Source organism: Pseudoalteromonas fuliginea (assembly GCF_000690055.1).
Taxonomy (GTDB): Bacteria; Pseudomonadota; Gammaproteobacteria; order Enterobacterales; family Alteromonadaceae; genus Pseudoalteromonas; species Pseudoalteromonas fuliginea.
The window spans coordinates 125,781-152,684 of sequence record NZ_JJNZ01000008.1 but is presented as its reverse complement, the minus strand read 5'-3'; the positions used below and the strand labels follow the sequence as shown (position 1 = coordinate 152,684).

The 26,904-nt window shown below is 39.3% G+C and carries 19 protein-coding genes, 5 tRNA genes and 1 pseudogene; 20 read left to right on the top strand and 5 right to left on the bottom strand.

Annotated features, from left to right (window positions below):
* Nucleotides 1–172: 172 nt before the first annotated feature.
* From fadI to purF, 12 genes and pseudogenes are all read left to right on the top strand, one after another.
* Nucleotides 173–1,483, top strand: coding sequence for an acetyl-CoA C-acyltransferase FadI (fadI, locus tag DC53_RS17195; RefSeq protein ID WP_008138643.1), 1,311 nt, complete (start codon nt 173–175; stop codon nt 1,481–1,483).
* Complete coding sequence (gene fadJ / locus DC53_RS17200; protein ID WP_033028572.1) at nt 1,483–3,729, top strand: fatty acid oxidation complex subunit alpha FadJ; 2,247 nt, start codon at nt 1,483–1,485, stop codon at nt 3,727–3,729. The genes fadI and fadJ overlap by 1 nt, the downstream gene beginning before the upstream one ends.
* A 502-nt stretch (nt 3,730–4,231) precedes the next feature.
* Entirely contained in the window at nt 4,232–5,353 is a 1,122-nt protein-coding gene (locus DC53_RS17205) for a 4-phosphoerythronate dehydrogenase (RefSeq protein WP_007377759.1), read from the top strand.
* Between the two features lie 48 nt (nt 5,354–5,401).
* Nucleotides 5,402–6,418, top strand: a complete 1,017-nt coding sequence (locus DC53_RS17210; protein ID WP_007377758.1) for an aspartate-semialdehyde dehydrogenase — start codon at nt 5,402–5,404, stop codon at nt 6,416–6,418.
* Nucleotides 6,419–6,771: 353 nt separating this feature from the next.
* Nucleotides 6,772–7,125, top strand: a pseudogene (locus DC53_RS22945) (FimV/HubP family polar landmark protein); the annotation flags it as partial.
* 2,709 nt (nt 7,126–9,834) lie between these two features.
* Complete coding sequence (locus tag DC53_RS22940) at nt 9,835–11,751, top strand: FimV/HubP family polar landmark protein (RefSeq protein WP_084712724.1); 1,917 nt, start codon at nt 9,835–9,837, stop codon at nt 11,749–11,751.
* 148 nt (nt 11,752–11,899) lie between these two features.
* Nucleotides 11,900–12,694 (top strand): tRNA pseudouridine(38-40) synthase TruA, encoded by a 795-nt coding sequence (truA, locus tag DC53_RS17220; RefSeq protein WP_007376857.1) that lies wholly within the window; start codon nt 11,900–11,902, stop codon nt 12,692–12,694.
* 155 nt (nt 12,695–12,849) lie between these two features.
* Entirely contained in the window at nt 12,850–13,725 is an 876-nt protein-coding gene (gene accD, locus DC53_RS17225) for an acetyl-CoA carboxylase, carboxyltransferase subunit beta (protein ID WP_007376856.1), read from the top strand.
* Between the two features lie 25 nt (nt 13,726–13,750).
* On the top strand, nt 13,751–15,016 hold the full coding sequence (gene folC / locus DC53_RS17230; protein WP_033028570.1) for a bifunctional tetrahydrofolate synthase/dihydrofolate synthase: 1,266 nt from the start codon (nt 13,751–13,753) through the stop codon (nt 15,014–15,016).
* Nucleotides 15,017–15,027: 11 nt separating this feature from the next.
* Nucleotides 15,028–15,663, top strand: coding sequence for an SPOR domain-containing protein (locus tag DC53_RS17235; RefSeq protein ID WP_007376854.1), 636 nt, complete (start codon nt 15,028–15,030; stop codon nt 15,661–15,663).
* A gap of 195 nt (nt 15,664–15,858) precedes the next feature.
* Nucleotides 15,859–16,353, top strand: a complete 495-nt coding sequence (locus tag DC53_RS17240) for a CvpA family protein (protein WP_007376853.1) — start codon at nt 15,859–15,861, stop codon at nt 16,351–16,353.
* A gap of 18 nt (nt 16,354–16,371) precedes the next feature.
* On the top strand, nt 16,372–17,898 hold the full coding sequence (gene purF / locus DC53_RS17245) for an amidophosphoribosyltransferase (RefSeq protein WP_033028569.1): 1,527 nt from the start codon (nt 16,372–16,374) through the stop codon (nt 17,896–17,898).
* Between the two features lie 116 nt (nt 17,899–18,014).
* On the opposite strand, the gene DC53_RS17250 is transcribed toward purF, so the two are convergent.
* Nucleotides 18,015–18,614, bottom strand: coding sequence for a Yip1 family protein (locus DC53_RS17250; RefSeq protein WP_007376851.1), 600 nt, complete (start codon nt 18,612–18,614; stop codon nt 18,015–18,017).
* A gap of 205 nt (nt 18,615–18,819) precedes the next feature.
* On the opposite strand from DC53_RS17250, the gene miaE reads away from it, so the two are divergent.
* Complete coding sequence (gene miaE, locus DC53_RS17255) at nt 18,820–19,587, top strand: tRNA isopentenyl-2-thiomethyl-A-37 hydroxylase MiaE (protein WP_033028568.1); 768 nt, start codon at nt 18,820–18,822, stop codon at nt 19,585–19,587.
* Here the strand turns inward: miaE and DC53_RS17260 are convergent, their stop codons facing one another.
* The 3 genes from DC53_RS17260 to DC53_RS17270 all read right to left on the bottom strand — a co-directional run bounded on the left by DC53_RS17260 (nt 19,588) and on the right by DC53_RS17270 (nt 21,746).
* Complete coding sequence (locus tag DC53_RS17260; protein WP_033028567.1) at nt 19,588–20,373, bottom strand: substrate-binding periplasmic protein; 786 nt, start codon at nt 20,371–20,373, stop codon at nt 19,588–19,590.
* Nucleotides 20,374–20,427: 54 nt separating this feature from the next.
* Complete coding sequence (locus tag DC53_RS17265) at nt 20,428–21,165, bottom strand: UDP-2,3-diacylglucosamine diphosphatase (RefSeq protein ID WP_033028566.1); 738 nt, start codon at nt 21,163–21,165, stop codon at nt 20,428–20,430.
* 89 nt (nt 21,166–21,254) lie between these two features.
* Nucleotides 21,255–21,746: a peptidylprolyl isomerase gene (locus DC53_RS17270; RefSeq protein WP_007376847.1), complete on the bottom strand. Its 492-nt coding sequence runs from the start codon at nt 21,744–21,746 to the stop codon at nt 21,255–21,257.
* 155 nt (nt 21,747–21,901) lie between these two features.
* Between DC53_RS17270 and cysS the strand changes: the two genes are divergently transcribed.
* Nucleotides 21,902–23,281 carry a cysteine--tRNA ligase gene (gene cysS, locus DC53_RS17275; protein WP_033028565.1) on the top strand — a complete coding sequence of 460 codons (1,380 nt, stop codon included), beginning with the start codon at nt 21,902–21,904 and terminating at the stop codon, nt 23,279–23,281.
* Between the two features lie 72 nt (nt 23,282–23,353).
* Here the strand turns inward: cysS and folD are convergent, their stop codons facing one another.
* On the bottom strand, nt 23,354–24,208 hold the full coding sequence (folD, locus tag DC53_RS17280) for a bifunctional methylenetetrahydrofolate dehydrogenase/methenyltetrahydrofolate cyclohydrolase FolD (RefSeq protein ID WP_002958348.1): 855 nt from the start codon (nt 24,206–24,208) through the stop codon (nt 23,354–23,356).
* Nucleotides 24,209–24,560: 352 nt separating this feature from the next.
* Here folD and DC53_RS17285 point away from each other — a divergent pair.
* The 6 genes from DC53_RS17285 to tig all read left to right on the top strand — a co-directional run bounded on the left by DC53_RS17285 (nt 24,561) and on the right by tig (nt 26,788).
* Nucleotides 24,561–24,637: transfer RNA gene (locus DC53_RS17285), tRNA-Pro, on the top strand.
* A gap of 57 nt (nt 24,638–24,694) precedes the next feature.
* Nucleotides 24,695–24,771: transfer RNA gene (locus tag DC53_RS17290), tRNA-Arg, on the top strand.
* 23 nt (nt 24,772–24,794) lie between these two features.
* A tRNA-His gene (locus DC53_RS17295) sits at nt 24,795–24,870 on the top strand.
* Between the two features lie 14 nt (nt 24,871–24,884).
* Nucleotides 24,885–24,961: transfer RNA gene (locus DC53_RS17300), tRNA-Pro, on the top strand.
* A gap of 68 nt (nt 24,962–25,029) precedes the next feature.
* Nucleotides 25,030–25,106 (top strand) — tRNA-Pro (locus tag DC53_RS17305).
* Between the two features lie 377 nt (nt 25,107–25,483).
* Nucleotides 25,484–26,788 (top strand): trigger factor, encoded by a 1,305-nt coding sequence (gene tig / locus DC53_RS17310; protein ID WP_007376845.1) that lies wholly within the window; start codon nt 25,484–25,486, stop codon nt 26,786–26,788.
* The last annotated feature ends 116 nt before the right edge of the window (nt 26,789–26,904 follow it).

Sequence of the window (26,904 nt, the reverse complement as noted above, 5' to 3'; positions counted from 1 at the left end):
AACGATTTTTAGCGTACCACAAAACTTTGTAAATGCGTCTAAAAAAGCCTATTGTGATAATCGTAATTAAACACTGTTTATATAAATTTGTGTTTATCTATTGGCTTTAGGGCACGGGTTGTTTAGAATCGAGGAAAACAAACAGGTCAGACCTGTCAGCGGGAGAGCATAAATGTCTGAGCAAAACATACTAAAAACACCAAAGGGCGACCGTATTGCCATCGTTAGCGGCTTACGTACACCTTTTGCAAAACAAGCAACAGCGTTTCACCATGTACCAGCACTTGATATGGGTAAATTGGTGGTTAACGAAATGCTTGAACGATTAAATTTCAATAAGTCAGAAATTGATCAACTTGTATTTGGTCAAGTAGTACAAATGCCAGAAGCGCCAAATATTGCACGTGAAATTGTATTGGGTACAGGTATGCCGGTATCGGTTGATGCATATTCTGTATCGCGCGCATGTGCTACCAGCTTTCAGGCTATTGCTAATGTAGCTGAGTCTATTATGGCGGGATCTGTAAGTGTAGGTATTGCAGGCGGCGCAGACTCGTCATCAGTACTGCCAATTGGTGTTAGTAAAAAGCTAGCAGGCAGCTTAGTTGATTTAAATAAAGCACGTACGCTTGGTCAACGCTTAAAAATATTTTCAAAACTGCGTTTAAAAGACTTATTACCAGTGCCTCCTGCAGTTGCAGAGTACTCAACAGGCCTTTCAATGGGGCAAACTGCTGAGCAAATGGCTAAAACACATAATATTAGCCGTGAAGATCAAGATGCATTAGCGCATCGTTCTCACTCACTTGCAACGCAAGCATGGGCTGATGGAAAGTTAAAAGACGAAGTAATGACGGCGCATTTACCGCCATATAAAAGCTTTATTGAAGAAGATAACAACATTCGTAAAAACTCAACGGTTGAAGGCTACGCAAAGCTTAAGCCTGTTTTTGACCGTCAGCACGGTACTGTTACCGCCGCAAATGCAACACCATTAACTGATGGTGCAGCGGCTGTACTTATGATGAGCGAAAGCAAAGCAAAAGCACTTGGCTACGAAATACTAGGTTACGTACGTAGCTTTGCATTTTCGGCAATTGGTGTAGAAAAAGACATGTTAATGGGCCCAGCTCATTCAACGCCTATTGCACTAGATAGAGCGGGTATTACGCTTGCTGATTTAGATTTAATTGAAATGCACGAAGCGTTTGCATCGCAAACACTTGCCAATATGAAAATGTTTGCCTCAGACAAATTTGCACAAGAGCATTTGGGTCGCAGCAAAGCAATTGGCGAAATTAACATGGATAAGTTTAACGTTAACGGCGGCTCTTTAGCATATGGTCACCCATTTGCAGCAACAGGTGCGCGCTTAATTACGCAAAGCTTACACGAGCTTAAACGTCGTGGTGGCGGTTTAGCATTAACAACAGCGTGTGCTGCTGGTGGTTTAGGTGCAGCCTTTGTATTGGAGAGCGCGTAATGACAGATTCAGTATTTAATTTAGCGGTAGATGAAAATAAAATCGCCGTGGTAACGATTGATGTGCCAGGGGAGAAAATGAATACCCTGCGCAGCAGTTTTGCCGATGATTTAAAAGCGTTACTAGAAGACGCTAAGTCGCAAAATGTAAAAGGCATGGTATTTATAAGCGGGAAAAGCGATAACTTTATCGCGGGCGCCGATGTAAAAATGCTCGATAGCGTTCAAAAGCGTGAAGATGCGCTAGCGATTAGCGAACTATGCCATCAAGCTTTTTTTGATATGACAAAACTGCCATACACTACAGTAAGTGCGATTCATGGCGCTGCATTAGGTGGTGGTTTAGAATTTGCTTTAGCGTGTGATTACCGTGTTGGTACCGACAGCGATTTAACAAAAATTGGCTTACCAGAAGTGCAACTTGGTTTACTACCAGGTGGCGGCGGCACGCAGCGTTTAACTAAAATTGTTGGTATTCAAAAAGCACTAGAGTGGATGCTAACAGGTAAACAAATTCGCCCTAAGCAAGCTAAAAAAGCAGGCGTGCTTGATGATTGCGTACCGCACAGTGTGCTGTTAAAAGTTGCAAAAGAATTTGCGACTAAGAAAAAGCCACAAGCAAAAGAGCCAAAGCTCGACAATATTAGTAAATTATTAGAGTCAAACCCGTTTGGTCGTAACTTTATCTTTAAAAAAGCCAAAGAAAACGTACTTAAAAAAACGGGCGGGCACTACCCAGCACCACTCGCTATTATTAAAGCAGTGCGTGCTAGTGTAGAGCTTGATGAGCTAAAAGCGTATAAAACAGAAGCTGAAAGCTTTGCAACACTTGTAATGAGTGACGAATCTAAAGCGCTTCGCGGTATTTTCTTTGCAACCACTGAAATGAAAAAAGAGTGGCGCAATGATGACGCACCCGCAATCAGTAAAACGGCTGTTTTAGGTGGTGGACTAATGGGCGCAGGTATTGCGCACGTAAGTGCAGTTAAAGCTAAAGTACCGGTACGTATTAAAGATGTAGCAGAGCAGGGCATTAGTAATGCAATGAGCTACACCTACAAAATTTTAGATAAGCGTCTTAAGCGCCGTATTATGTCTAAAGCTGATATGCAGTTAACAATGAACCGCATTACAGGTGCAACAGACTACAGCGGCTTTAAACATATTGATTTAGTAATAGAAGCGGTGTTTGAAGATCTTGCACTTAAGCAAGGTATGGTTGCAGACGTAGAGCAGCAATGCCAAGCAAATACAATTTTTGCAAGTAACACGTCATCATTACCAATATCGCAAATTGCAGCGCAGGCAGCACGTCCTGAAAATGTAATTGGCTTGCATTACTTTTCACCAGTGGAAAAAATGCCATTAGTGGAAATCATTCCACACGAAGGTACATCTCAAGAGACCATTGCCCGCGTTGTTAACTTTGCACGTAAGCAAGGTAAAACGCCAATTGTTGTAAAAGACATGGCCGGTTTTTACGTAAACCGTATTTTAGCGCCTTACTTAAACGAAGCTGCTAATTTGATGCTTGCGGGTGAGCCAATTGAAAAGATTGATGCAGCGCTTGTTGAGTTTGGTTTTCCGGTAGGACCGCTGGCTCTACTTGATGAAGTAGGTATTGATATTGGCTCTAAAATTGCCCCAATTCTTGAAAAAGAATTAGGCGAGCGTTTTAAAGGCCCTGATGCATTTGTGCGTATGATTGATTCAAAACGCCTTGGCCGTAAATCGGGTCGTGGTTTTTATGAATACGATAAAAAAGGCAAAAAGGTTGATGAGTCAGTTTACGAACTATTGGGTGTTACCCCGGCTCCACGTTTAAACAAGAGCGAAATTGCTAAGCGTTGTGTATCGCAAATGCTTAACGAAGCAGTACGCTGTTTAGATGATGGCATTATTGCCAGCCCACGTGATGGCGACATTGGTGCAATATTTGGTATTGGTTTTCCACCATTTTTAGGTGGCCCGTTTAGCTATATGGATAAATTAGGCGCAAGTAAAATAAGTGCTGATATGTCTACATTAGCTAACAGCGATGCTAACTTTGCACCATGTGAATCACTGGTAACAATGGCAAGCTCTAGTGCTACTTTTTACACTGTTTTACAAGCCGATATAGCTGGTGAGCAAGCAACTGTGGATGCAGCGATTGCGGTTAAAGCGGACGTTGAAGTTACGCAAGAAGATGCTACAGAAGCCTCGCTTGAGGTTGTTGAAGTAAACGAAGATAAAATAGTAAAGTAATCCTTCAAAGTTACTTTTGATTAAATGCAGCTCGTCTAGATGAGCTGCATTTTTTAGGGAGTTACTTCAACACATTTTTATCTTTAGAAATTAAATATACAGCGGTGTCGTTATTAAGCTCACAGGTTAAAAATATAATACTGTGATAAATCCTCTCTAAATTGACCGGTAATCCAAAAGCTTAATATGATCCTTTAAAGGTGATTTTTTCAAAAATGGACTGACTAGATCCTGTTTATTTTCGAGGTTAAACATACACTGTCCTTGCGTTCGCCCTAGGGGAAATTTACTCTTTGTTGCCTAAATGGGTGTAGGTAAGGGGCGGAAGCTTTGCTCGATTTTTACTTAGCCCACTAAGTTACAACCTCATGCCGCAATTAAATTGCCCCTAGAACGAGCAAATTTTAATCCTGAAAGGTCAACAAGCCCTCGCTTTTTAGTTTGTGTAAAGGCTAGGTTGTTCGCTACAATAGCGCCTCTTAATTGCTAAACGGACTCTGTAATGAAAATTCTTGCCGATCAAAATATGCCTTTAGTTGAGCAGTACTTTGCAGACTTTGGTGAGGTTGAGCGTTTTGATGGTCGTAAATTAACCCCTGAACAATTAATTGATGTAGATGTACTCCTTACTCGTTCAGTGACCAATGTTAATTATGAGCTGTTGTCACAAGCTAATAAGCTTAGCTTTGTGGGTACAGCCACAATTGGCATTGACCATATTGATACGCAATTACTGCATGATAGAGATATCGCTTTTACTAGCGCGCCTGGTTGTAATGCCGTTGCGGTAGCTGAATATGTAATTAGTAGCTTATTTGCATTAAGCCAAGAGAATGCGCGCCCATTGTGTGGTCAAACAATTGGTATAGTCGGGGTGGGTAACATTGGTACGTGTTTAGCTGAAAAATTAAAAGCACTAGATGTTGATGTACTGTTATGCGATCCAATTAAGCACGAACAAGGCTTACTACAAGATCATATAGCGCTTGATGAGTTATTAGCAAAATCAGATGTTGTTACTTTTCACGTTCCCCTTGTTAAAAGTGGCGAGCATAAAACGCTGCACATGATGGGTAAAGAGCGATTAAAAGCACTTAAGCCAGGGCTTACGCTGATTAATGCAAGCCGAGGCGATGTAATTGATAACCAAGCGTTGCTTGAGGTAATGGAAGCGGGAGCTGATCTGGATTTAGTGCTTGATGTATGGGAAAAAGAGCCCAATATTTTAACTGAATTACTAGAACATGTTCGCTACGCCAGTGTGCATATTGCGGGTCATACGCTTGAAGGCAAAGCTCGTGGTACACAAATGCTGTATCAAAAACTGTGTGAACTGAAAAGTGTCGATGCGAGTAAATCGTTGAATGATTTTTTACCTACTCCAGCTATTACACAATCGGTTATTACGTCAAACTTTAATGAGCAGGATGTTGCCCGTTTAGTGCATTTAATTTACGACGTTCGCCGTGATGATGGTATTTTACTTCGCCACTTAGAAAGTGATGGTTTTGATAGTTTACGAAAAAGCTATCCGGTAAGACGAGAATTTAGCACCTTGTCGGTACAAGGTGATAGCTCACAACTAGCTGCACTTAGTCAACTTGGTTTTACCATAGCTAAATAGTTATTTAACTAACGATGTTGTTTTAATGTCGTTTATAGAGGAAGAAATATGTCGCAAAAATATAACGTTGCCGTACTTGGCGCTACTGGTTTAGTAGGCCGTCAAATCATTGAAACGCTAGCAGATCGTAAGTTTCCTGTTGATCAGCTTTTTTTACTTGCTAGCAGCCGCAGCGCGGGTGAAGATATAAAGTTTCGTGGTGAGACCATTGAAGTATTAGACGTTGAAGGCTTTGACTTTAGCCAAGCGCACATAGGTTTGTTTTCTGCTGGTGGCAGTGTATCTGAAAAATATGCACCTATTGCAGCAGACGCCGGTTGTATTGTAATTGATAACACATCACACTTTAGAAATGATTTTGAAATCCCATTAGTAGTGCCAGAAGTTAATGCTTCAAGCCTAGCTGATTTTAGAAATCGTAATATTATCGCTAACCCTAACTGTTCAACTATTCAGATGATGCTAGCACTTAAACCAATTTATGATGCTTACGGAATAGACCGTATCAATGTATCTACTTACCAAGCTGTATCGGGCGCAGGTAAAGAAGCGGTTGATGAACTTGCAAAACAAACTGCTAATTTAATGAATGCTCGTCCTATGGATAATAAAGTTTTTCCAAAGCAAATAGCATTTAACGTTATTCCTCAAATTGATAGCTTTGAAGAGAACGGCTACACACGCGAAGAAATGAAAATGGTAAATGAAACCCATAAAATTTTGGGTGATACGACTATTGCTGTAAATCCTACATGCGTACGTGTGCCTGTATTTTTTGGACATTCTGAATCAATTAATATTGAAACGCGTATGCCTTATGACTTTGAGCATGTTAAGCAACTTTTAAAAGATGCCCCTGGTGTTGAGTTGATTGACGATGAAGGTGATTATCCAACGGCAGTATCTGATGCAAGTGGAAATGACACTGTTTATATTGGTCGTTTACGAGCTGATATCTCGCACCCTCATGGTTTAAATATGTGGGTTGTAAGTGACAACACGCGTAAAGGCGCTGCAACTAACAGTATACAAATTGCAGAAGAACTTATTGCTAATTACATGTAATATTTTATAGCTAACGATTAGTTTAGAAGCGGTAAGCACCAATTGTTTGCCGCTTTTTATTCGGGTTACCGCCATTTTTTTGCCACTTATCTCACGAAGTATATAAACCTACTGATAATCCTCGATAAATTTATATTATTAATAATGTTTTTAGGTATTTATTTTCAATGTGTTGCAATGGATATTACTCCTGAACTGGTTTATAGTTTGTAATTGGAATAGAGCTTGCAACAAAAATAGATTGTAATAACAAATGTGAATCAGTCATTTGACTGATAAAAGCAAGATTAATCAATGTTTATGCACTTAACTTTCTCGGTGCTGCGTTAACATTTAAACATTAAAGGATCAGCATGCGCGGTTTAGCTACACTTATTATATTAGCGTCTGCATTGATAGTAACATCAGTTTACTCTCAAGACAGTACCCAGTTAAAGGGGCCAAAGGGCGCTGACTATGGTGCGCAAGGGCGATCTATTGGGCCAATAAAACCGACGGATACGCTTTGGCGTATAGCGGCTAAGGTACGCCCGGACAACTCGGTTAGCATTTATCAAGTTATGCAGGCTTTGTATAACAAAAATCCTAATTCATTTTTAGAGCAAAACCTTAACCACATGCAAAGTGGTGCCTATTTAAAAATTCCTACTCTAGCTGAAATTAGAAATGTTAATACACAACTCGCTAAACAACGTTCTGAACAAGATGATGCGTTATGGGAAAAGAAAAAAAACGGTACGCTTACGCAAAGTGAAATTAATTCAGCTCAAACTCAAGTTACTCAAGCTCGTAAAGTTGATGTAGATGACGCAAAAAAAGAATTACAAAAAGAAATTAAAGAAATTAAAACAGATCAAACTAGTAAGTTAGTTGAGCTTCAACAACAATTCAAAAGTTCAGTTGATAACGTAGAAGAAATTTTAGTTGAAAATAATAATTTAAAAAAACAGCTTACGGGCATCTCCAAAGAGCTTGAAAATGTGCGTATGCAGCTCGGTCAAGACAGTGAAATACAGCAACAGTTAAAAGAACTAATAATTAAACAAAATGAAATGATAGAACAGCAAAAGGCTGAGAAAATAGAGCCAGAAGCTGAATTTGATCTGGGATCTTTTTTATCTAATCCTTTTGTTCTTGGATTATTGATGGTTATTCCTGGGTTATTGATTGTTTTTGCTGTTGTGATGTTCTTACGCAAGCGGGCTAGTAAAGATGATGTCCAAAGCGACGATGATTTTTTACCACAAACACCTACCTACGCAAACGATGACGATTTAGATACTCAAAATATTGAAGACCCTATCGTCCCGGAACCACTTGATGACTTAAGTATTCAGCTAGATGATAGTTTAGAAAATGATATCTTACCGGACGATGATACCCCATTACCGGATGATGATATTGCTTTTGATGACAGCCTAGAGGACTTTACTGAGTCTGATAGCCTACTTGATCAGGATGAATTAGAAAGTTTATTAAGCGATGATATTGTTTTTGACGATGAAAATATTGAAGACGATGAACTTGATATTTTCATGCAACAAGATTTCGATAAATCACCTGATGATAGCCCAGAAGGTGATATTGATTTAGATTCGCCACTAGAATCATCAAATAGTGATGATATTTTAAGTAATGATGATTTAGATAGTTTATTTAATGAAGATGATGGCTTATCGGAGTTTGACTCACCACAAACAAACGATATAGAAGAAGATAATAGCTTAGAATCGAATGATGAAATGGCCGCCCTTAGCGAAGAACTCGCTGAAGATGATGATTTTGATATTGATGACTTATTAGATCAAACAAATACTGAATCAGATTTAGATAATACAGAAGATAGTCTTTCAAGTGAAAAAGATGATTTTGATTTAGACGATATTGATAGCTTAATTGATCAAGCTACAGACGATAGCGTTGATGAAGTCTTAGTCGAAGAAAGTGATGATTTTGATTTAGATGATATTGATAGTTTAATTGATGACGCTGCGGATGACATTGCACCTGATGCGTTAGTCGAAGAAAAAGATGATTTTGATTTAGACGACATTGATAGCTTAATTGACCAGGCTACAGACGATAGCGTTGATGAAGCCTTAATCGAAGAAAGTGACGACTTCGATTTAGACGATATTGATAGTTTAATTGATGACGCTGCGGATGAAAGTGCTGCTGATGCGTTAGTCGAAGAAAAAGATGATTTTGATTTAGACGATATTGATAGTTTAATTGATGACGCTGCGGATGACAGTGCTGCTGATGCGTTAGTCGAAGAAAATGATGATTTTGATTTAGATGATATTGATAGTTTAATTGATGACGCTGGGGATGACAGTGCAGCTGATGCGTTAGTCGAAGAAAAAGATGATTTTGATTTAGATGGTATTGATAGTTTAATTGATGAATCCGCAGATGAATCCGCAGATGAAGAAGCTGAGACTGAAAAGCGTGACTCTGATATTAATGTGGCATTAGCCGATTCTGCCGATGATTTAGCCGAAGCGCAGGAAGAATTAAATGTTGCTGATGTAGAGTCTCTAGCATCTACATTAATTGAAGAGCCTGAACTTGTAGAAGAGCCTGAACTTGAAGAAGAGCCTGAGCTTGCAGAAGAGCCTGAACTTGAACAAGAGCCTGAACTTAAAGAAGAGCCTGAACTTGAAGAAGAGCCTGAACTTGCAGAAGAGCCTGAACTTGAACAAGAGCCTGAACTTGAACAAGAGCCTGAACTTGAAGAAGAGCCTGAGCTTGCAGAAGAGCCTGAACTTGTAGAAGAGCCTGAACTTGCAGGAGAGCCTGAACTTGTAGAAGAACCTGAACTTGAAGAAGAGCCGGCGCTTTTAGAAGAACCTGAACTTGAAGAAGAGCCGGCGCTTTTAGAAGAACCTGAACTTGTAGAAGAGCCTGAACTTGTAGAAGAACCTGAACTTGTAGAAGAACCTGAACTTGAACAAGAGCCTGAACTTGCAGAAGAGCCTGAACTTGAAGAAGAGCCTGAACTTGAAGAAGAGCCTGAACTTGAAGAAGAGCCAGCGCTTTTAGAAGAGCCAGCGCTTTTAGAAGAGCCTGAACTTGAAGAAGAGCCTGCGCTTTTAGAAGAACCTGAACTTGAAGATGAGCCTGAACTTGCAGAAGAGCCTGAACTTGCGGCAGACCTAGATGATTTTTCAGATACTTCAGAGACCTTACTTGATCCAGAAGATGCACTAGAAGAATACAATGATGACGAACTAAAAAGTGTTGATGAACTCTTAAATGAGTTACAGCAAGTAGAAGATGATTATATTGAAACGCCAGAGTGGTCTTTAGAAGATTTAGATAATGATATTGAAGAAGTTGAAATTGATTTAGGTGATGATCCATTAGCAGATGATGCAAGCACAAATCGATTACCTGAACATTCAGATACCAATATGGTAGTGAGTGATGAAAATTCAGACGAATATACTGAATTAGATATAGACGAACCTTACTCAGGTGCTACTGATGAACAAGATGTTGAGTCTACACAAGATATTGATTTAAAATCTGAGACTAAACAAGTTATAGCAAGTCAAACTGAACAAGATTTAGCGAGTGCACTTGCGCAAGGAAGCGATTTAGATAGCCTCGAGGATGATTTAGACGATGAGCTGTTACTCGATAATGACTTTACTGAACTTGATAAAGATCTAGCAATTGATGCTGAACTACAAAACAGTCAAATAGATGAAAATCTTAACGAATTCGATAACGATGAATTACCGATAAGCTTAGATGATGATATTACGGTTAATGAATCTGAAATTCCAGAGCTTGAAAAAACTCAACCTTTAGAGCCTGACGACGAATTGTTACTTGATAATGATTTTACTGAGCTTGATACAGATAGCGATGAATTACCGATAAATTTAGATGATGCTATTACGGTTAATGAATCTGAAACTCCCGAGCTTGAAGAAACTCAACCTTTAGAGCCTGACGACGAATTATTACTCGATAATGATTCTGCTCAGCTTGATACAGATTTAGCAATTGATGCTGAGCCACAAAATAATTCAAGCGCTGAAATAGATGAAACTCTTAATGTAGAAGATAGCGATGAATTACCGATAAACTTAGATGATGCTATTACGGTTAATGAATCTGAAACTCCCGAGCTTGAAGAAACTCAACCTACAGAGCCGGACGACGAATTATTACTCGATAATGATTCTGCTCAGCTTGATACAGATTTAGCAATTGATGCTGAGCCACAAAATAATTCAAACGCTGAAATAGATGAAGCTCTTAATGTAGAGGGTAACGATGAGTTATCGGTAAATTCAGATGCTGATATTTCGGTTAACGAACCTGAAACTCCTGAGCTTGAAGAAACTCAACCTACAGAGCCGGACGACGAATTATTACTCGATAATGATTCTGCACAGTTTGATACAGATTTAGCAATTGATGCTGAGCCACAAAATAATTCAAACGCTGAAATAGATGAAGCTCTTAATGTAGAGGATAACGATGAATTATCGGTAAATTTAGATGACGAACCAACACATTCATTACCGAGTCAAACCGAACAAGACTTAATGAATGCGCTCTCAGCTGGAAACGATTTAAATAACTTGGATGATGATTTTGACAACGAGCTGTTACTTGATAATGATTTTACGGAACTTGATGCTGAATTAGAAAGCACCGCAGGCTCTGAAACTATGATTTCGGAAAACCCAGATGAAGCGCTTTCTAATGAGCTCGCTGGTGAGCAAACGAATGCCGATCGTGAAGCTGAAATAACCCGAACTGAGTTATTTAATAGCAGTGATATAGCATCAGATGATGAGCTTGATGATGAGTTTATGGCTGAGCTAACGGAAACTGATTTTGATTCATTACTTAACGAATTAGCTGAACCAGAAGAATTAAGTGTTGAAGATAGTAGTGAGTTTGACGTTGATTTTGACAGTTTGCTAAAAGAAGACTTAGGAGTTGATGAGGCGTTAGTTGTTGAAGAACCGCTTGTCCAAAGTAACAATGTTGAGCTACTTGATAATGATGAATTTGTAGATATTGATTCATTATTAGAAGAAAGTGACGACGCAGAAATTGAACACGAACCTTACAACGACGTTAATATGGATGTTGGCTTGAGTGAATTTGACGCGTTACTTGCCGGTGATAACCCGACGGATGTTGATGCTGAAAGTGGTGGCTACTCAGCTAAATTAGATTTAGCGCGTGCTTATATTGAAATTGATGATTTTGATTCTGCGCTTAAAGTCATTGAGGATGTTATTAACAAAGGTCCTGAAGAAGTTCAAGAAGAGGCGCTTAGTTTAAAAGCTAAACTAAAATAATTAAAATGTTTATAAGAACCCGTATCTGGCTTAGCTAAATACGGGTTTTTTTATGTGTATTGGTTTGATTACGACAGGTCTCCTTTTATTGCATCGTTAGATAGCATAAAATGCCTCGTTCATTAGCACAGTAGGTAAAGCAGTAATTATGCGAGTAGCACTTGGAGTTGAATACAACGGCGCACGTTATAGTGGTTGGCAACGTCAATCTCATGTAAATAGCGTACAGCAAGAAGTAGAAAAGGCGCTGTCGCGCATTTGTAATCATCCAGTTGAAGTTATATGTGCAGGTCGTACAGATGCGGGTGTACACGGTACAGGCCAAGTAATACACTTTGACACTGAGGCCGATCGCGATATGGTTGCATTTACACTAGGTATGAATACTTTAATGCCTAAAGATATTGCTATTCGTTTTGCTCAACCCGTTGCAGATGATTTTCACGCTCGTTTTAGTGCTACAGCACGTCGTTATCGTTATATTATTTATAACTCGCCTTTGCGAGGAGCTGTACTAAATGAAGGCGTTACGCATTTCCATCATCAACTAGATGAAACCAAAATGCAGGAAGCGTGTCAGTATTTAATTGGCAAACATGACTTTACTTCTTTTAGGGCCATTCATTGTCAAGCGAATACACCGACAAGAACAATTCATCATTTATCGGTACGTCGCCAAGGTACTTACGTTATTATTGATATTAAAGCGAATGCGTTTTTACATCACATGGTGCGTAATATCACAGGCAGTTTAATGGATGTTGGTTTACATAAACACCAACCTATATGGATAAAAGAGCTACTTGATTGTAAAGAACGCGCAAAGGCCAGTGCTACCGCTAAGGCTGCTGGTTTGTATTTAGTGGATGTTGACTACCCTGAGCAATTTGATATTCCTCAAACACCTTTAGGCCCTTTATTTTTGCCGGATATAGATGTTTAATTAAGGTTAGTATAAGTGCTTTTTATGAGCACTTTTAACTACTAAGACCAGTTTTTTATACCGCGTTAGTGTAATTCATGTTTTAATTGAAAAAATTTGTCTGCTAATTGCTATTAGCAGGCTCGCGACACAGAACAGTATTAAGAGAGTTGCAAATGAGTTGGCTAGAAAAAATCTTACCTAAAACGACAAAATCATCAGGTCGTAAAGAAATCCCAGAAGGTGTTTGGGCTAAGTGTACATCGTGTGATTCAATTTTATATAAAGCTGAATTAGAAAAGTCATTAAACGTATGTCCTAAGTGTGACCACCACATGCGTGTTAGTGGCCGTAAGCGCCTAGAGCACTTTTTAGATGAAGGTGATCGTCAAGAGCTTGGTACACAACATGAGCCTAAAGATATTCTTAAGTTTAAAGATTCTAAAAAGTACTCTGACCGTATCAGTGCAGCCCAAAAAGCAAGTGGTGAAAAAGATGCACTTGTGGCGATGAAAGGCCGATTAAAAGGTATTCCAGTGGCAGCGGTAGCATTTGAGTTCTCATTTATGGGTGGTTCAATGGCTTCGGTTGTTGGTGCTCGTTTTGTTGATGCAGTTGATCAATGTTTAGAGCACAATATGCCGCTTATCTGTTTTTCTGCATCAGGCGGAGCACGTATGCAAGAAGCGCTTATGTCGCTTATGCAAATGGCTAAAACAAGTGCTGCGCTTGCAAAAATGACTGAAAAAGGCCTTCCGTTTATTTCAGTAATGACTGACCCAACAATGGGTGGTGTATCTGCATCACTTGCTATGCTGGGCGATATTAACGTTGCAGAACCTAAAGCGTTAATTGGTTTTGCAGGTCCTCGTGTTATTGAGCAAACTGTTCGCGAAACATTACCTGAAGGTTTTCAGCGTAGTGAATTTTTGCTTGAACACGGTGCAATTGACATGATTATTGACCGCCGTGAAATGCGCGATACCCTTGCACGCATTTTAGCTAAATTTATGAACTTGCCTTCTACGGAACAAGAGCATAGAGTAGCGTAAATTTCAGCTTTACTGATTACACGCTATGACAAAAACAATTCCTAGCCAATCATCAAGCCTTGATGATTGGCTTTTTTATTTAGAAAGTGTTCACCCTGCTAACATTGCAATGGGCTTAGAACGAGTTGCTAATGTTGCCAACAATATTGGCCTTTTAAACACTCCAAGTAAAATTATTCTTATTGCCGGTACAAACGGTAAGGGCACCACTGCACGTTGCTTAGAGTTGCTATTACTAGCGCAAGGTTTTAGCGTGGGTACTTACGCATCTCCACATTTAATTCGTTATAACGAGCGTGTACGAGTTAATGGGGAAGAATTGGCAGACCAATTTCATATAGATGCTTTTCACCAGCTTGAGCAAGGCCGTAAAGACACTCCTCTGACTTATTTTGAATATGGTACTTTGGGGGCATTGGCAATTTTTAAACGCTGTAACGTCGATTATGTATTACTTGAGGTTGGTTTAGGTGGGCGCTTTGACGCTACAAATATAGTAACGCCGTATGCAAGTGTGATTACCACTATAGACTTAGACCATAAAGAGTATTTAGGTGATACCCGTGAGTTAGTGGCTTATGATAAAGCCGGTATTTTTCGTGAAAACACGCCCGCTATTATCGGGGATTTAAATATTCCTCATACAATGACTGATTATGGCAAGGAAATTAATGCCAATATGACGTTGTCGGGCAGTGACTTTATTTTCAAAGAAAATGCTGAGAGCTTTAATTGGCAATATAAACAGCATAATCTTGAAATAGATAAGCCAGCAATACCGTGTCAAAATGCAGCCACTGCGCTAACTGCGCTAAGTGTTTTAAACTTATTACCTAGTGTGCAGATAATAAGAGATTGCCTAGCTAATTTAGTTGTAGAAGGGCGGTTTCAGCAGTTAAGTACTGAGCCTTTAGTCTTTACAGATGTGGCACATAACCCTGAGTCGGCGCGTTATTTAGCCAATAAGTTATCAAGCTATAAAGATAAAGGCTTTAAAATTCATGCATTAGTCGCTATGCTTGCTGATAAAGACAAAGTCGGTGTACTTAAAGAAGTAAGCAACCTGGTCGATGAGTGGTCGTTAGCGAGCTTAAGTAGCCCGCGAGGCGACACTGCAAGTAATTTACAAAATGCACTGCAGGAATTGTCTCATCATAATACTATCAATAGCTATGATAGTGTGGCACAGGCACTAAGTGTAATTTTACCAAAACAACAACGTGAGACTATGTTGATTGTATTTGGTTCTTTTTTTACTGTGGCCGGCGCTATTAATTACTTTAAAAAATAGAGAGGATGTCGGTGAACTCAAGTTTTATTAATCGCTTAGTCGGAACAAGTATAGTGGTGATCGCAGCAATTGTGTTTATCCCTAATATACTCGATGGCGAAAAAGTGCATTATAAAGAAGGCTTTAAAGCGATTCCTGATCGCCCTGAGTTCAAAACAATCGATCTTCAAGAGTCAATTGATGAAAATGTTGCTAACGCAGAGCCACTAAAGCAAGATGAAATCGAAGATATTCAAGCTGATGATGAGGCTTTTGAGCAGCAAAATGCAATAGTGGAAAGTGATTATGCTGTAGAGGATAAAGTCGTTGAAGCAAGCATAGAGCCTAAAGCAAAACCAACGACTCCTGTTCAAGCTAAACCAAAACCGATCGCACCGCGTAAAAGTGATGAAAACCTAACGAGTATGGCTTATGTTATTCAATTAGGTAGTTTTTCACATGTTGCAAACGTAAAAGCATTACAAGCTAAACTAAAGGTTGAAGGGTTTAAAACGTTTACTAAACCGATTAAAACCCCAAATGGGACATTAACCAAAGTATTTGTTGGCCCTTCACTTGATAAAAGTGAATTACAAAAGCAGCTCCCCCAGCTTAAAAAGCTTACTAAATTAAATGGTAAAGTTACGCAATACGAAGTAACAAAATAATTATAAAAAAGGCTTGTATAACAAGCCTTTTTTATTTATTAATATTTGTTTTTATGATTATCACTCGCCCGCAATACCCATTCTAAAATGTTAATTTTTTGTATTGACTACAACCCAGTATTCTCCCGTTTAAACTTGCATACTAACGATGTTTGGGTATAGAATGCGCCCCAAATTAGCGACTAATTGGTTCTTATGATCTGGGTTGATTACGCCATTATTGGCATCATTGCACTGTCTACCATCATCGGTTTAATACGCGGCTTTGTAAAAGAAGCAATGTCATTAGCGGTATGGGCTGGCGCCTTTATCATCTCTAGCTTGTTTTACCAATATTTAGCTTCCTTCCTAACAACCATTTCTGAACCCCTTTTAAGAAATGCTGCGGCCATAGCCATATTATTCTTTGCGACGCTACTGTTAGGCGGTTTACTAAACTATATTTTAGGTGAGCTTGTACATCGTACTGGTTTATCGGGTACCGACCGTGTTTTTGGCATAGTGTTTGGTGCTCTACGAGGCGTGTTGGTCGTGAGCGCGTTACTCTTCTTTCTTGATGCTTTTACTGGTGCACCCAATACGCACTGGTGGGGCAATTCTATTTTGATTCCAGAATTTGGCTTTGTTGTTGAATGGTTCTTTTCGTACCTAGAAAACAACTCGAGCTTTTTAAATTCAGTAAACCGTTAATCGGCGAGGATAAATTACATGTGTGGTATCGTTGGAATAGTCGGAACATCTCCTGTTAACCAGGCGATTTATGATGGCTTAACTGTTTTGCAGCACCGTGGTCAAGATGCCGCGGGTATCATTACCATTGAGAATAATACGTTTAGCTTACGCAAAGCAAATGGCTTAGTGAAAGATGCCTTTCACACTCGTCATATGAAACGACTACAAGGTACAATTGGTCTTGGTCATGTGCGTTATCCTACCGCAGGATCTTCAAGTTCATCTGAAGCACAGCCTTTTTATGTTAACTCACCGTTTGGTATAGCGCTTGCCCATAATGGTAACCTTACTAATGCAGAAATTTTAAAAGAGCAGTTATTCTCAGAAGCACGTCGTCATGTTAATACAACATCAGACTCTGAAATTTTACTTAATGTTATGGCACATGAATTAAGCAAATCTGATAAGTTGCATTTAGACCCTGAAGATATTTTTACTGCGGTAACCGAAGTAAATAATAAAGTAAGCGGTGGTTATGCAACAATTGCTATGATCATCGGTCACGGTATTGTTGCTTTTCGCGACCCCAATGGTATTCGCCCACTTGTATTTGGTAAACGTGAAACCGAAAAGGGTACGGAATACATGTTTGCCTCAGAGAGCGTTGCGTTAAAGCCTGATGGCTTTGAGTTTATTCGTGATGTTGCGCCTGGCGAAGCTATATATGTTACAGAAGAAGGTGAATTTCATTCGCTTAGTTGTGCTGATAAGGCATCTTACTCGCCATGTATTTTTGAATTCGTTTATTTTGCACGTCCTGATTCAACAATAGACCGTATGTCTGTGTATGCAACACGCGTAAACATGGGGACTAAACTAGGCGAAAAAATTGCACGTGAATGGGCTGACAAAGATATTGATGTCGTTATCCCAATCCCAGAAACGTCATGTGATGTAGCACTGGAAATCGCACGTGTGCTTGATTTACCATACCGCCAAGGCTTTGTTAAAAACCGTTATATTGGTCGTACGTTTATCATGCCTGGTCAAGAGATGCGTAAAAAGTCAGTACGTCAAAAGCTAAATGCAATTGATCGTGAGTTTAAAGGTAAAAACGTATTATTGGTTGATGACTCAATTGTGCGTGGTACAACATCAGCACAAATTGTTGAAATGGCCCGAGAGTCTGGCGCTAAAAACGTTTACTTTGCATCAGCAGCGCCTGAAATACGCTTCCCTAATGTGTACGGTATTGATATGCCTTCAGCAGCTGAGCTTATTGCTCACGGACGTGAAGTAGAAGATATTAATGCAAGTATTGGTTCTGACGGTTTAATCTTTCAATCGCTAAAAGATTTAATTGCTGCGGTTAGCCAAGAAAACCCTGAAATTACTAAGTTTGAAACGTCAGTATTTGATGGCCAATATATTACAGGCGATATTGATCAAAACTATTTAAATCGTATTGATAAGCTACGTAACGATTCTGCAAAAAGCACCCGCGAAAGTGCAATGTCTTCAGGTTTAGAGATACACAACCAAGACGAAAACGAAGCTGATTAACAGTTAGTTAATAAAAAGTCGTTACACATAAAAAAAGGAGCTAATTAGCTCCTTTTTTGCGAAGGAAAGAAAGGGAACATTTCTATCAAACACGACTCTCTATTAGGTAAACTTTATTAAGTAAACATTGGACTAACAATCCCATTTGTCCAAAGCATAGCTGTTACAGCTAAAATAATAACCAGTAATATTAATCCACACGTTACTACCGAGCTGGCGTAAATAAAGCCACGCTCTTCTGGGATATGCATAAGTATTGGTACGCCGGTGTAGAGTAAATAAACCGAGTAAGCCAGTGCAATAATTCCAACACACACTACAAACCAAAGTACAGGCCAAAAAGCGGCGAGTGCCGACATAAACACTGGAGTTGCAGTGTATGCTGCAAGTTCAAGTGTTTGTGTAAATGTAGGCTTAGAGCCAAATGTAACCGCCATCCAATGGGCTAAATACGCCAATGCGAATACGCCCGCTATTAAAGCAAAATACATCGCGCCTGCAATTAGCAGTGCACTATCGTGTGTTAAAAATACCGCATCACCTGCGCCTATACTCCATCCTAAATAAACAGACGAGTAGTAGCCCATTATTGAGGGGAACAGAGCAATTAATAAAATATGTGACAAGCTGTAGGTTAAACTTTCGTGGCGGTTATCGATTGTTTGCCACTCTTCTAGGGGATGAGCATAGATTCCCCAAAGATGGTTTAGTATCATAGTATTTACTCCATAAAGGAACGTATTATTGTTTTGGTTGGTTTATTTTTATACAGTCTATGTACAGTTATGGTTCACTTATTTTGCAAAGTCAAGTTAACTCGCTATTAACACTTTTACGCAAGTTAGGGCTTTGATTTATCCCAAGCAAAATTTCGTGTTAAAATAATGGTCTATCAAATTTATTTAGTAATGAGCAGTCAACGTGCCACACAGCCAACTTTTAGAGCCGATTAATAACTTTTTATTGTGTACCACCCCAGAGCAATGGGTGGAGCAAGCAATTAAAAAAGAAAACCTATCAGTCATTTTAATAGATCACTTAATTTGTGAATTAAAAGCGGCTCAAAGTGCGATGTTTTTAATACGTAAATATGCTGTTGATAAAGAGGGAAGTGATGCCTTACTTGAATGGCTAAAGCCATTTGAAGCACTTATTTATAAGCGTGAAGGTAACTGGCGCGATCTGGCGGCTAAAAATAAACTCACTAAATCAATAATACCTAAATCTAGCTCACAATACGGGCAAGGCCTAATAGATAAAATGGTTTTATTAATAAAAGAAGAGCTGCATCACTTTTATCAAGTGCTCGAAATTATGGACGAGTACGGTGTAGAGTATCAAAGCATTACACCGTGTCGTTATGCAAAAGGTATGCTTCGTCATGTTAAAACATTCGAGCCTGATGCATTAGTCGATAAGCTAATAGTAGGCGCTTATATTGAGGCGCGTTCATGTGAGCGTTTTGCAAAGCTTGCGCCACATGTTGATAAATGTTTAGGTGATTTTTATATTTCGTTATTACGCTCAGAAGCGCGTCATTACCAAGATTATTTAACTTTAGCGCAAGAAATAGCTGATTTTGATATTACCGAACGCGTGAACTTTTTTGGTGAAAAAGAAAAAGAACTAATTTCTACAACTGACACTGACTTTAAGTTTCATAGTGGCGTACCTACAGTGTCAAACTAGTTAATTTTCTTTTAAAAAATTAATGTATTCAGTAATTTTTTCATTGCTGAAATTATGTTTTTTCATAATATCAGCAATACTTTCGTTTTCTACTATTGCATCAATCCCCCTATTAAACTTTTGTAAATATTCTTTAGCTCTATAGTTTGATTGAGAAACAACTAAATATAACTTGTGAGTAGCAAGATCGGGTAACAAGTACTCAATTTTATTCTTATCTAAATTAACTTCTGTACTATACTCAAGCCAATACTTGCCAACCTCTTTAGTGCCTGCGACCAGATCAATACGCCCTTGTTGCAGTAAGTATAAGCTAGTAGGGAGGCTTTTAGTGGACGTGATTGCCAATTCGGTGTTTCTAGTGAATTCTTGGCTTATAAAAGCGCTATCTTCTTTACCAATACTATAAGGTACTAATGATTGAGTGGTGCCATCAAAATTAATTGTACTTTCTTTTCGTTTAAAAATTCCAGTGTGGGCACGTGCAAGTGGACGAGAATAATAAAAAACCTCATTCCGCTTTGCAGAATAAAAAGCGCCTAAAATAGCTGTTTTTCTCTTTTTTTCTAATAATTTTAAAGCGCGATCCCATGTGGTAAATTCTATTTCACTATTAATACCTTGTGTTATAAGGGCCGCGCGGGTTATCTCATAGAGCCAGCCGTTTTTAGGTAAGTCATTACTAAAGTACGGGGGAAAGTTCTCAGTAACAATTTGCCATGTTTGCTCGCATAATGCCTTTGTTGGAATAACAGTCACTAGGATGAAAATTATCAGCTTTATCATTTAGCCCCTCACTTTTATTAAACTTTACTGAACAAGAGTAGTCAGAATTCGAAATTATGCGAAAGGCGTGTTGATTAACTCTTGTGATTTAGGGGTGACCACTAAATAAGAACCTTGGGTATACCAGTCACCTAGCACTGTGCGAGTAAGTGTTTGTTCATTAATTTTATATGTATGAACATTAGGGCGGTGAGTATGACCATGAATCATATTAGTAACGTTATGTTTGGCAAAGGTTGCAAGTACAGCGTCGTCGACAACGTCTAAAATTTCGATAGGTTTATCAGCTTGACTTAACTTACTTTTTTCGCGAGCGTTGCGCGCTATTTTTTTACGATACCAAAGCGGCATTGCAAGCATTAGTTTTGGCCACCACCAACCACGGCTCTTTTTTCGAAAGTTTTGATACTCAGTATCTTGAGTACACATTTCGTCGCCATGTAAAATGACTGTTGGCGTACCATATAAATCAATGACCGTTTGTTCAGCAAGTAATGTCATACCGGCCATGTCTGCATATTGCTTGCGTATAATGAAGTCACGATTGCCATGAATGAAATACACCGGAGTGCCACTATCACTGACTGCTTTAAGGTGCTTTGCTACATCGCTACTTAATGCAGTAATGTAGTCATCCCCGACCCAAACTTCAAAAAAATCACCTAAAATATAAAGTGCATCTACATCTTTATTTAGTATATGTGTATTTAAAAAGTCAAAAAATGCAGCGCTAATATCGGGGCGGTTTTCGCTTAGATGTAAATCTGCAATAAAGTAAGTTTGGTGAGTCATAGAACAATCTTTTCGATATAAATAAAGCGGGCGTATACACATTGCGTAAATGCCCGCTGATACTCCACATTACGTGGGTAAACGTACTATTAGCTAACAGTAACGCTTTCGATGATCACATCTTCAAGAGGTACGTCTTGGTGAAAACCAGTACTACCTGTTGCAACTGCTTTAATCTTATTGACTACGTCCATGCCCTCTACAACTTCAGCAAAAACACAATAACCCCAACCTTGCGATGTTTCGCTGCTGTGGTTTAAAAAGTCGTTGTTGTTCACGTTAATGAAAAACTGTGCTGTAGCTGAATGAGGATCAGGTGTACGTGCCATAGCTAAAGTGCCTATTTTATTAGACAGGCCGTTATTAGCTTCATTCTGAATTGGGTCGTTTACTTCTTTTTGTTCCATACCTGGAACAAAACCACCGCCTTGAACCATAAAACCATCGATTACGCGATGAAAGATAGTGCCGTTGAAAAAATCAGCATTTGCATACTCTAAAAAGTTTTTAACTGTGTTTGGAGCTTCTTGCTCAAACATTTTAATGGTGATGTCACCAAAATTAGTGTGTAGAACAACCATGTGTTTTCCTATATCCGGTTTAAATATTGGCGCTATTTTATCGTAGTTGGCTAAGATTAACAAAGTAGATGTTTGGTTTGTTATAAAGCGCTAGAGCAGGGGCTTTTCAAGTGGTAACATAACTGTTCAAGTAAATAGTCAAGGACTCAAAGTAAATGGTAAATATATACAACACACTCACGCGACAAAAAGAGCAATTTAAACCGATGGTCGAAGGAAAAATCGACATGTATGTGTGTGGTATCACCATTTATGATTACTGCCATATTGGACACGCGCGTACTTTTGTTGGTTTTGACGTTATTGTGCGCTACTTACGTCATATTGGTTACGATTTAAAATATGTTCGTAACATTACAGATATCGACGATAAAATAATTAAACGTGCGAACGAAAATGGTGAGTCAATAAACGACTTAACTGTTCGCATGACTAAAGCGATGCATGAAGATTTTGATAGCCTAAATATGCTACGCCCAGATATTGAACCAACAGTTACAAGCCATATGGATGAAATTATCGTTATGGTTAAGCGCTTGATTGAAAAAGGCCATGCCTATGTCGCAACTGATGGCGATGTATTGTTTGATGTATCAACGTTTGAGCAATATGGCGCGCTTTCTCAGCAAAATTTAACAATGTTGCAATCAGGTTCTCGCGTTGAAGTGGCGCAAGATAAAGACGATCCACTTGATTTTGTGTTATGGAAAAAAGCAAAAGCAGGTGAACCATCATGGTCATCACCGTGGGGAGAAGGGCGTCCTGGTTGGCATATTGAATGTTCGGCAATGAGCTCAAAGCATTTAGGTGAGCATTTTGATATTCACGGTGGGGGGTCTGATTTACAGTTTCCACATCATGAAAACGAAATTGCCCAGTCGTGCTGTGCAAACAACGGCAAGTATGTAAATACATGGATACATACTGGCATGGTACAAGTAAATAAAGAAAAAATGTCTAAGTCGTTAGATAATTTCTTTACAGTGCGTGAAGTTTTAAAAGCATACGATGCTGAATCTGTTCGTTACTTTTTAATTTCAGGTCATTACCGTAGCCAATTAAATTACTCGCAAGAAAATTTAGACCAAGCGCGTTCATCACTTGAACGTATTTATACAGCGCTTCGTGATGTTGAGCCAGTAGAATGCGATTTAGAAGGCAATGAGTTTGTTGCTAAATTTAGAAAAGCGATGGATGACGACTTTAATACACCAGAAGCACTACCTGTGTTGTTCGAACTTGCTAAAGAGTTAAACCGCGTAAAAGAAAGTGACGTAGTTCAAGCTGGGCAACTTGCGTTTATATTACGCAGTATTGGTAACGTTTTGGGTGTTGCTCAACAAGCACCGGAAGCCTTTTTACAAGGCGGGCAAGATGATGACGAAGTGGCGACAATTGAAGCATTAATTGTAAAACGTAATGAAGCGCGTACTAGTAAAGATTGGGCTGCTGCTGATGAAGCTCGTGATGCACTTAATGCGTTAGGTGTAATACTTGAAGATTCAGCCGGTAAAACAACGTGGCGTAAAGCGTAAGCGTTTAAAGTAATTCACGTTCAACTAAAAAAGGGTTGCCAAATGGCAACCCTTTTTTGATTTTTTAACAGCTTAGCTGTGATATTTCTCACACGCTTCAAGTGTGTTTTCAATTAAGCTTGCGACCGTCATCGGGCCAACGCCACCTGGTACAGGTGTAATAAAATGCGCTTTTTGTTCAGCCACACTGTATTGAACATCACCGACTAATTTACCCGTATCTAAACGGTTAATGCCTACATCGATGACTATAGCGCCTTCTTTTATCCAATCTCCAGGTATAAATTCAGGTTTACCGACAGCCACAACTAATAAGTCAGCGCGGCGAACATGCGTTTCTAAGTCTTGAGTAAACTTATGGCATACTGTGGTTGTACAACCGGCTAATAAAAGCTCTAACGACATTGGACGACCCACAATATTTGATGCGCCAACGACAACTGCATGCATACCTTTATAACGTACGCCCGTAGAATCAAGTAATGTAATAATACCTTTTGGCGTACATGGGCGAAGAGCAGGCATACGTTGTGCTAATCGGCCAATGTTATATGGATGAAATCCATCAACATCTTTATGTGGGGTAATACGTTCTAAAATCTTTTCAGCATCAAGACCTTTGGGCAGTGGTAACTGCACTAAAATTCCATCAACTTCGGCATCATTATTTAGCTCGTCAATTAAATCTAAAAGAGTTTGCTCTTGTGTGTCCGCAGGTAAATCAAATGATTTAGAAATAAAACCTACTTCTTCACAGGCTTTACGTTTTGAACCAACGTAAACTTGGCTTGCTGGATCAAGTCCTACAAGTACTACTGCAAGTCCTGGTGCACGTAAACCATTTGCTACACGTTCACTTACGCGTTCTGCTACAGCGCTACGTACTTGTTTTGCGATTGCCTTACCATCAATGATGTTTGCCGTCATGGGTGACCTTTAATTGGGGTTAATTAACTAGATACCGATACTCTAAAAACGAATGCATAATAAAATAGGGGTAAAAATGCTAATAAAGAAAATACAGTCTTTATTTAACTCGTTTTATAATGTGCCTACTATTTTCGCAGAAAAGCATTGCAGCGCCAAGTTGCTTTTAAGTTATATAGTACTTGAGTGGTTAAATAGTTTAAAATTCAGTCTTCTATTATAATATTTAACCATTGTGCACTAAAAATGAACACTTGATTGATTTAATAAAAAAAACGTTTGACCTAACCCCGTCAAATCACTATTATGCACCCCGTTGTCAACGAGGTCACTCGCAAACAATAGTAAGTATCGGCGATTAGCGCAGTTTGGTAGCGCACTTGGTTTGGGTCCAAGGGGTCGCAGGTTCAAATCCTGCATCGCCGACCATTTTTTTATAATTTATTATAATCGAATAGCTTATTGGTAAACTACGAAGTTTTCGATGCGCCCATAGCTCAGCTGGATAGAGCAACGCCCTTCTAAGGCGTGGGTCGAAGGTTCGAATCCTTCTGGGTGCACCATTTGAAAACATGTAAATATAGCGGTGATTGTAGCTCAGTTGGTAGAGCCCCGGATTGTGATTCCGGTTGTCGTGGGTTCGAGCCCCATCAGTCACCCCATTTACAACGAATATCGGCGATTAGCGCAGTTTGGTAGCGCACTTGGTTTGGGTCCAAGGGGTCGCAGGTTCAAATCCTGCATCGCCGACCATTTCTTAAAATGGTCTTAAGCTCTCAGTTTAAGTGTTCAGTATGAAAAAGAAGTTAATTCTTCAATGTCGGCGATTAGCGCAGTTTGGTAGCGCACTTGGTTTGGGTCCAAGGGGTCGCAGGTTCAAATCCTGCATCGCCGACCATTTCTTATCTAGTAAGATTAGTAAATAAAATCCTCTAATATTATAAATCAATACACGTTAACCTATAATTATATTAAATAATTTGTATTTCATTTCATCTAACGCTTAGTTAGTCTGTTTTTTATTCAGTTAGCTTCTATAGTCCCATATCTAGTCCAAATAATTGCGCCCTATACTCGACTATCATAAATATTAGGTTATAATGCCGCGTCTATTGTTTAACATAGTGCCCGAAGGGCAAAGCAGCAATGGTATCTCATGGTAGCGACGGATGCTTTTAAGTGTGAAAAACCGCTTAAACTTTATCAAGACTCATGCAGATCACTTTGTTTGTAAGGAAGGCGAACAATCGCCAAAATTGAATATTGAGGTAAATCATGCAAGTTTCTGTTGAGACGACCCAAGGCCTTGAGCGCCGTATAACTATCACCGTTCCTTCAGAGAACGTTGAGACCGAAGTAAAAAAACGCCTACAACAACTGTCAAAAACACAGCGTATAGATGGTTTCCGTGCTGGTAAAGTTCCAGTATCTGTAATTAACAAGCGTTTTGGCCCTGCAGTTCGTCAAGAAGTTGCTGGCGAAGTAATGCAACGTAATTTTTACGAAGCAATCGTTTCTGAAAAAATCAATCCAGCTGGCGCGCCTACATTCGCTCCTAAATCACTTGAAGCAGGTAAAGATTTAGAGTTTTCAGCAACGTTTGAAGTTTACCCTGAAGTTGAAGTTCAAGGTTTAGATAAGATTACTGTTGAGAAACCAGCGGTAACAGTTACTGACGAAGATTTAGCTAACATGCTAGAAACACTTCGTAAGCAACATGCAGCGTGGGCTGATGTTGATGCAGCTGCTGGCGAAAACGACCGTGTAACAGTTGATTTCGTAGGTACTATCGACGGTGAAGTATTTGAAGGCGGCAAGGCTGAAGACTTCCCATTAGAACTTGGTCAAGGTCGTATGATCCCAGGTTTTGAAGATAACATCGTAGGTAAAAAAGCAGGCGAAGAAGTAGTTGCTGATGTAACGTTCCCTGATGATTACCACGCTGAAAACTTAAAAGGTAAAGCGGCTCAATTCACTATCACAGTGAAAAAAGTTGAAGCGCAAGAATTACCAGAATTAAGCGAAGAGTTTGCAACTAAATTCGGTGTTACAGAAGGCGGCGTAGACGCGCTTAAAGAAGAAGTTAAAAAGAACATGACACGTGAGCTAGACCAAGCGGTTAAAGCAAGTGTTAAAGACCAAGCAATCAAAGGTCTTTTAGCTAACAACGAAATTGAAGTGCCTAAAGCGCTTGTTGATCAAGAAGTTGATGCACTACGTCAGCAAGCGGCTCAACGTTTTGGCGGTGATGCTAAAAATATGCCTGAGCTTCCAGCTGAATTGTTCCATGAGCAAGCTGTAACACGTGTTAAAACTGGCCTTTTATTAGGTGAAGTGATCAAAGCTAACGAGATTAAAGTTGATGATGCTAAAGTTGAAGCATTAATCGCAACAGTTGCTTCTGCATACGAAGATCCAACTGAAGTAGTAGAATACTACAAAGCAAATGATCAACTTATGCAGCAAATGCGTAATGTAGCAATGGAAGAGCAAGCTGTTGAAGCTATTTTAGCTAAAGCAGTTGTAACTGACGTTGAAAAAGCATTTGATGACATCATGAATCCACAGCAAGGTGCTTAATAAGTCATTGACTTAAGCTCTCGCTAACGATTAAATGGCTCGTGCTACTCTGTTTATACAGCGTGCCCGGGCCATTTTAGTTTTTGGCCTTTAATTTGCGAAAAACGATAATTATG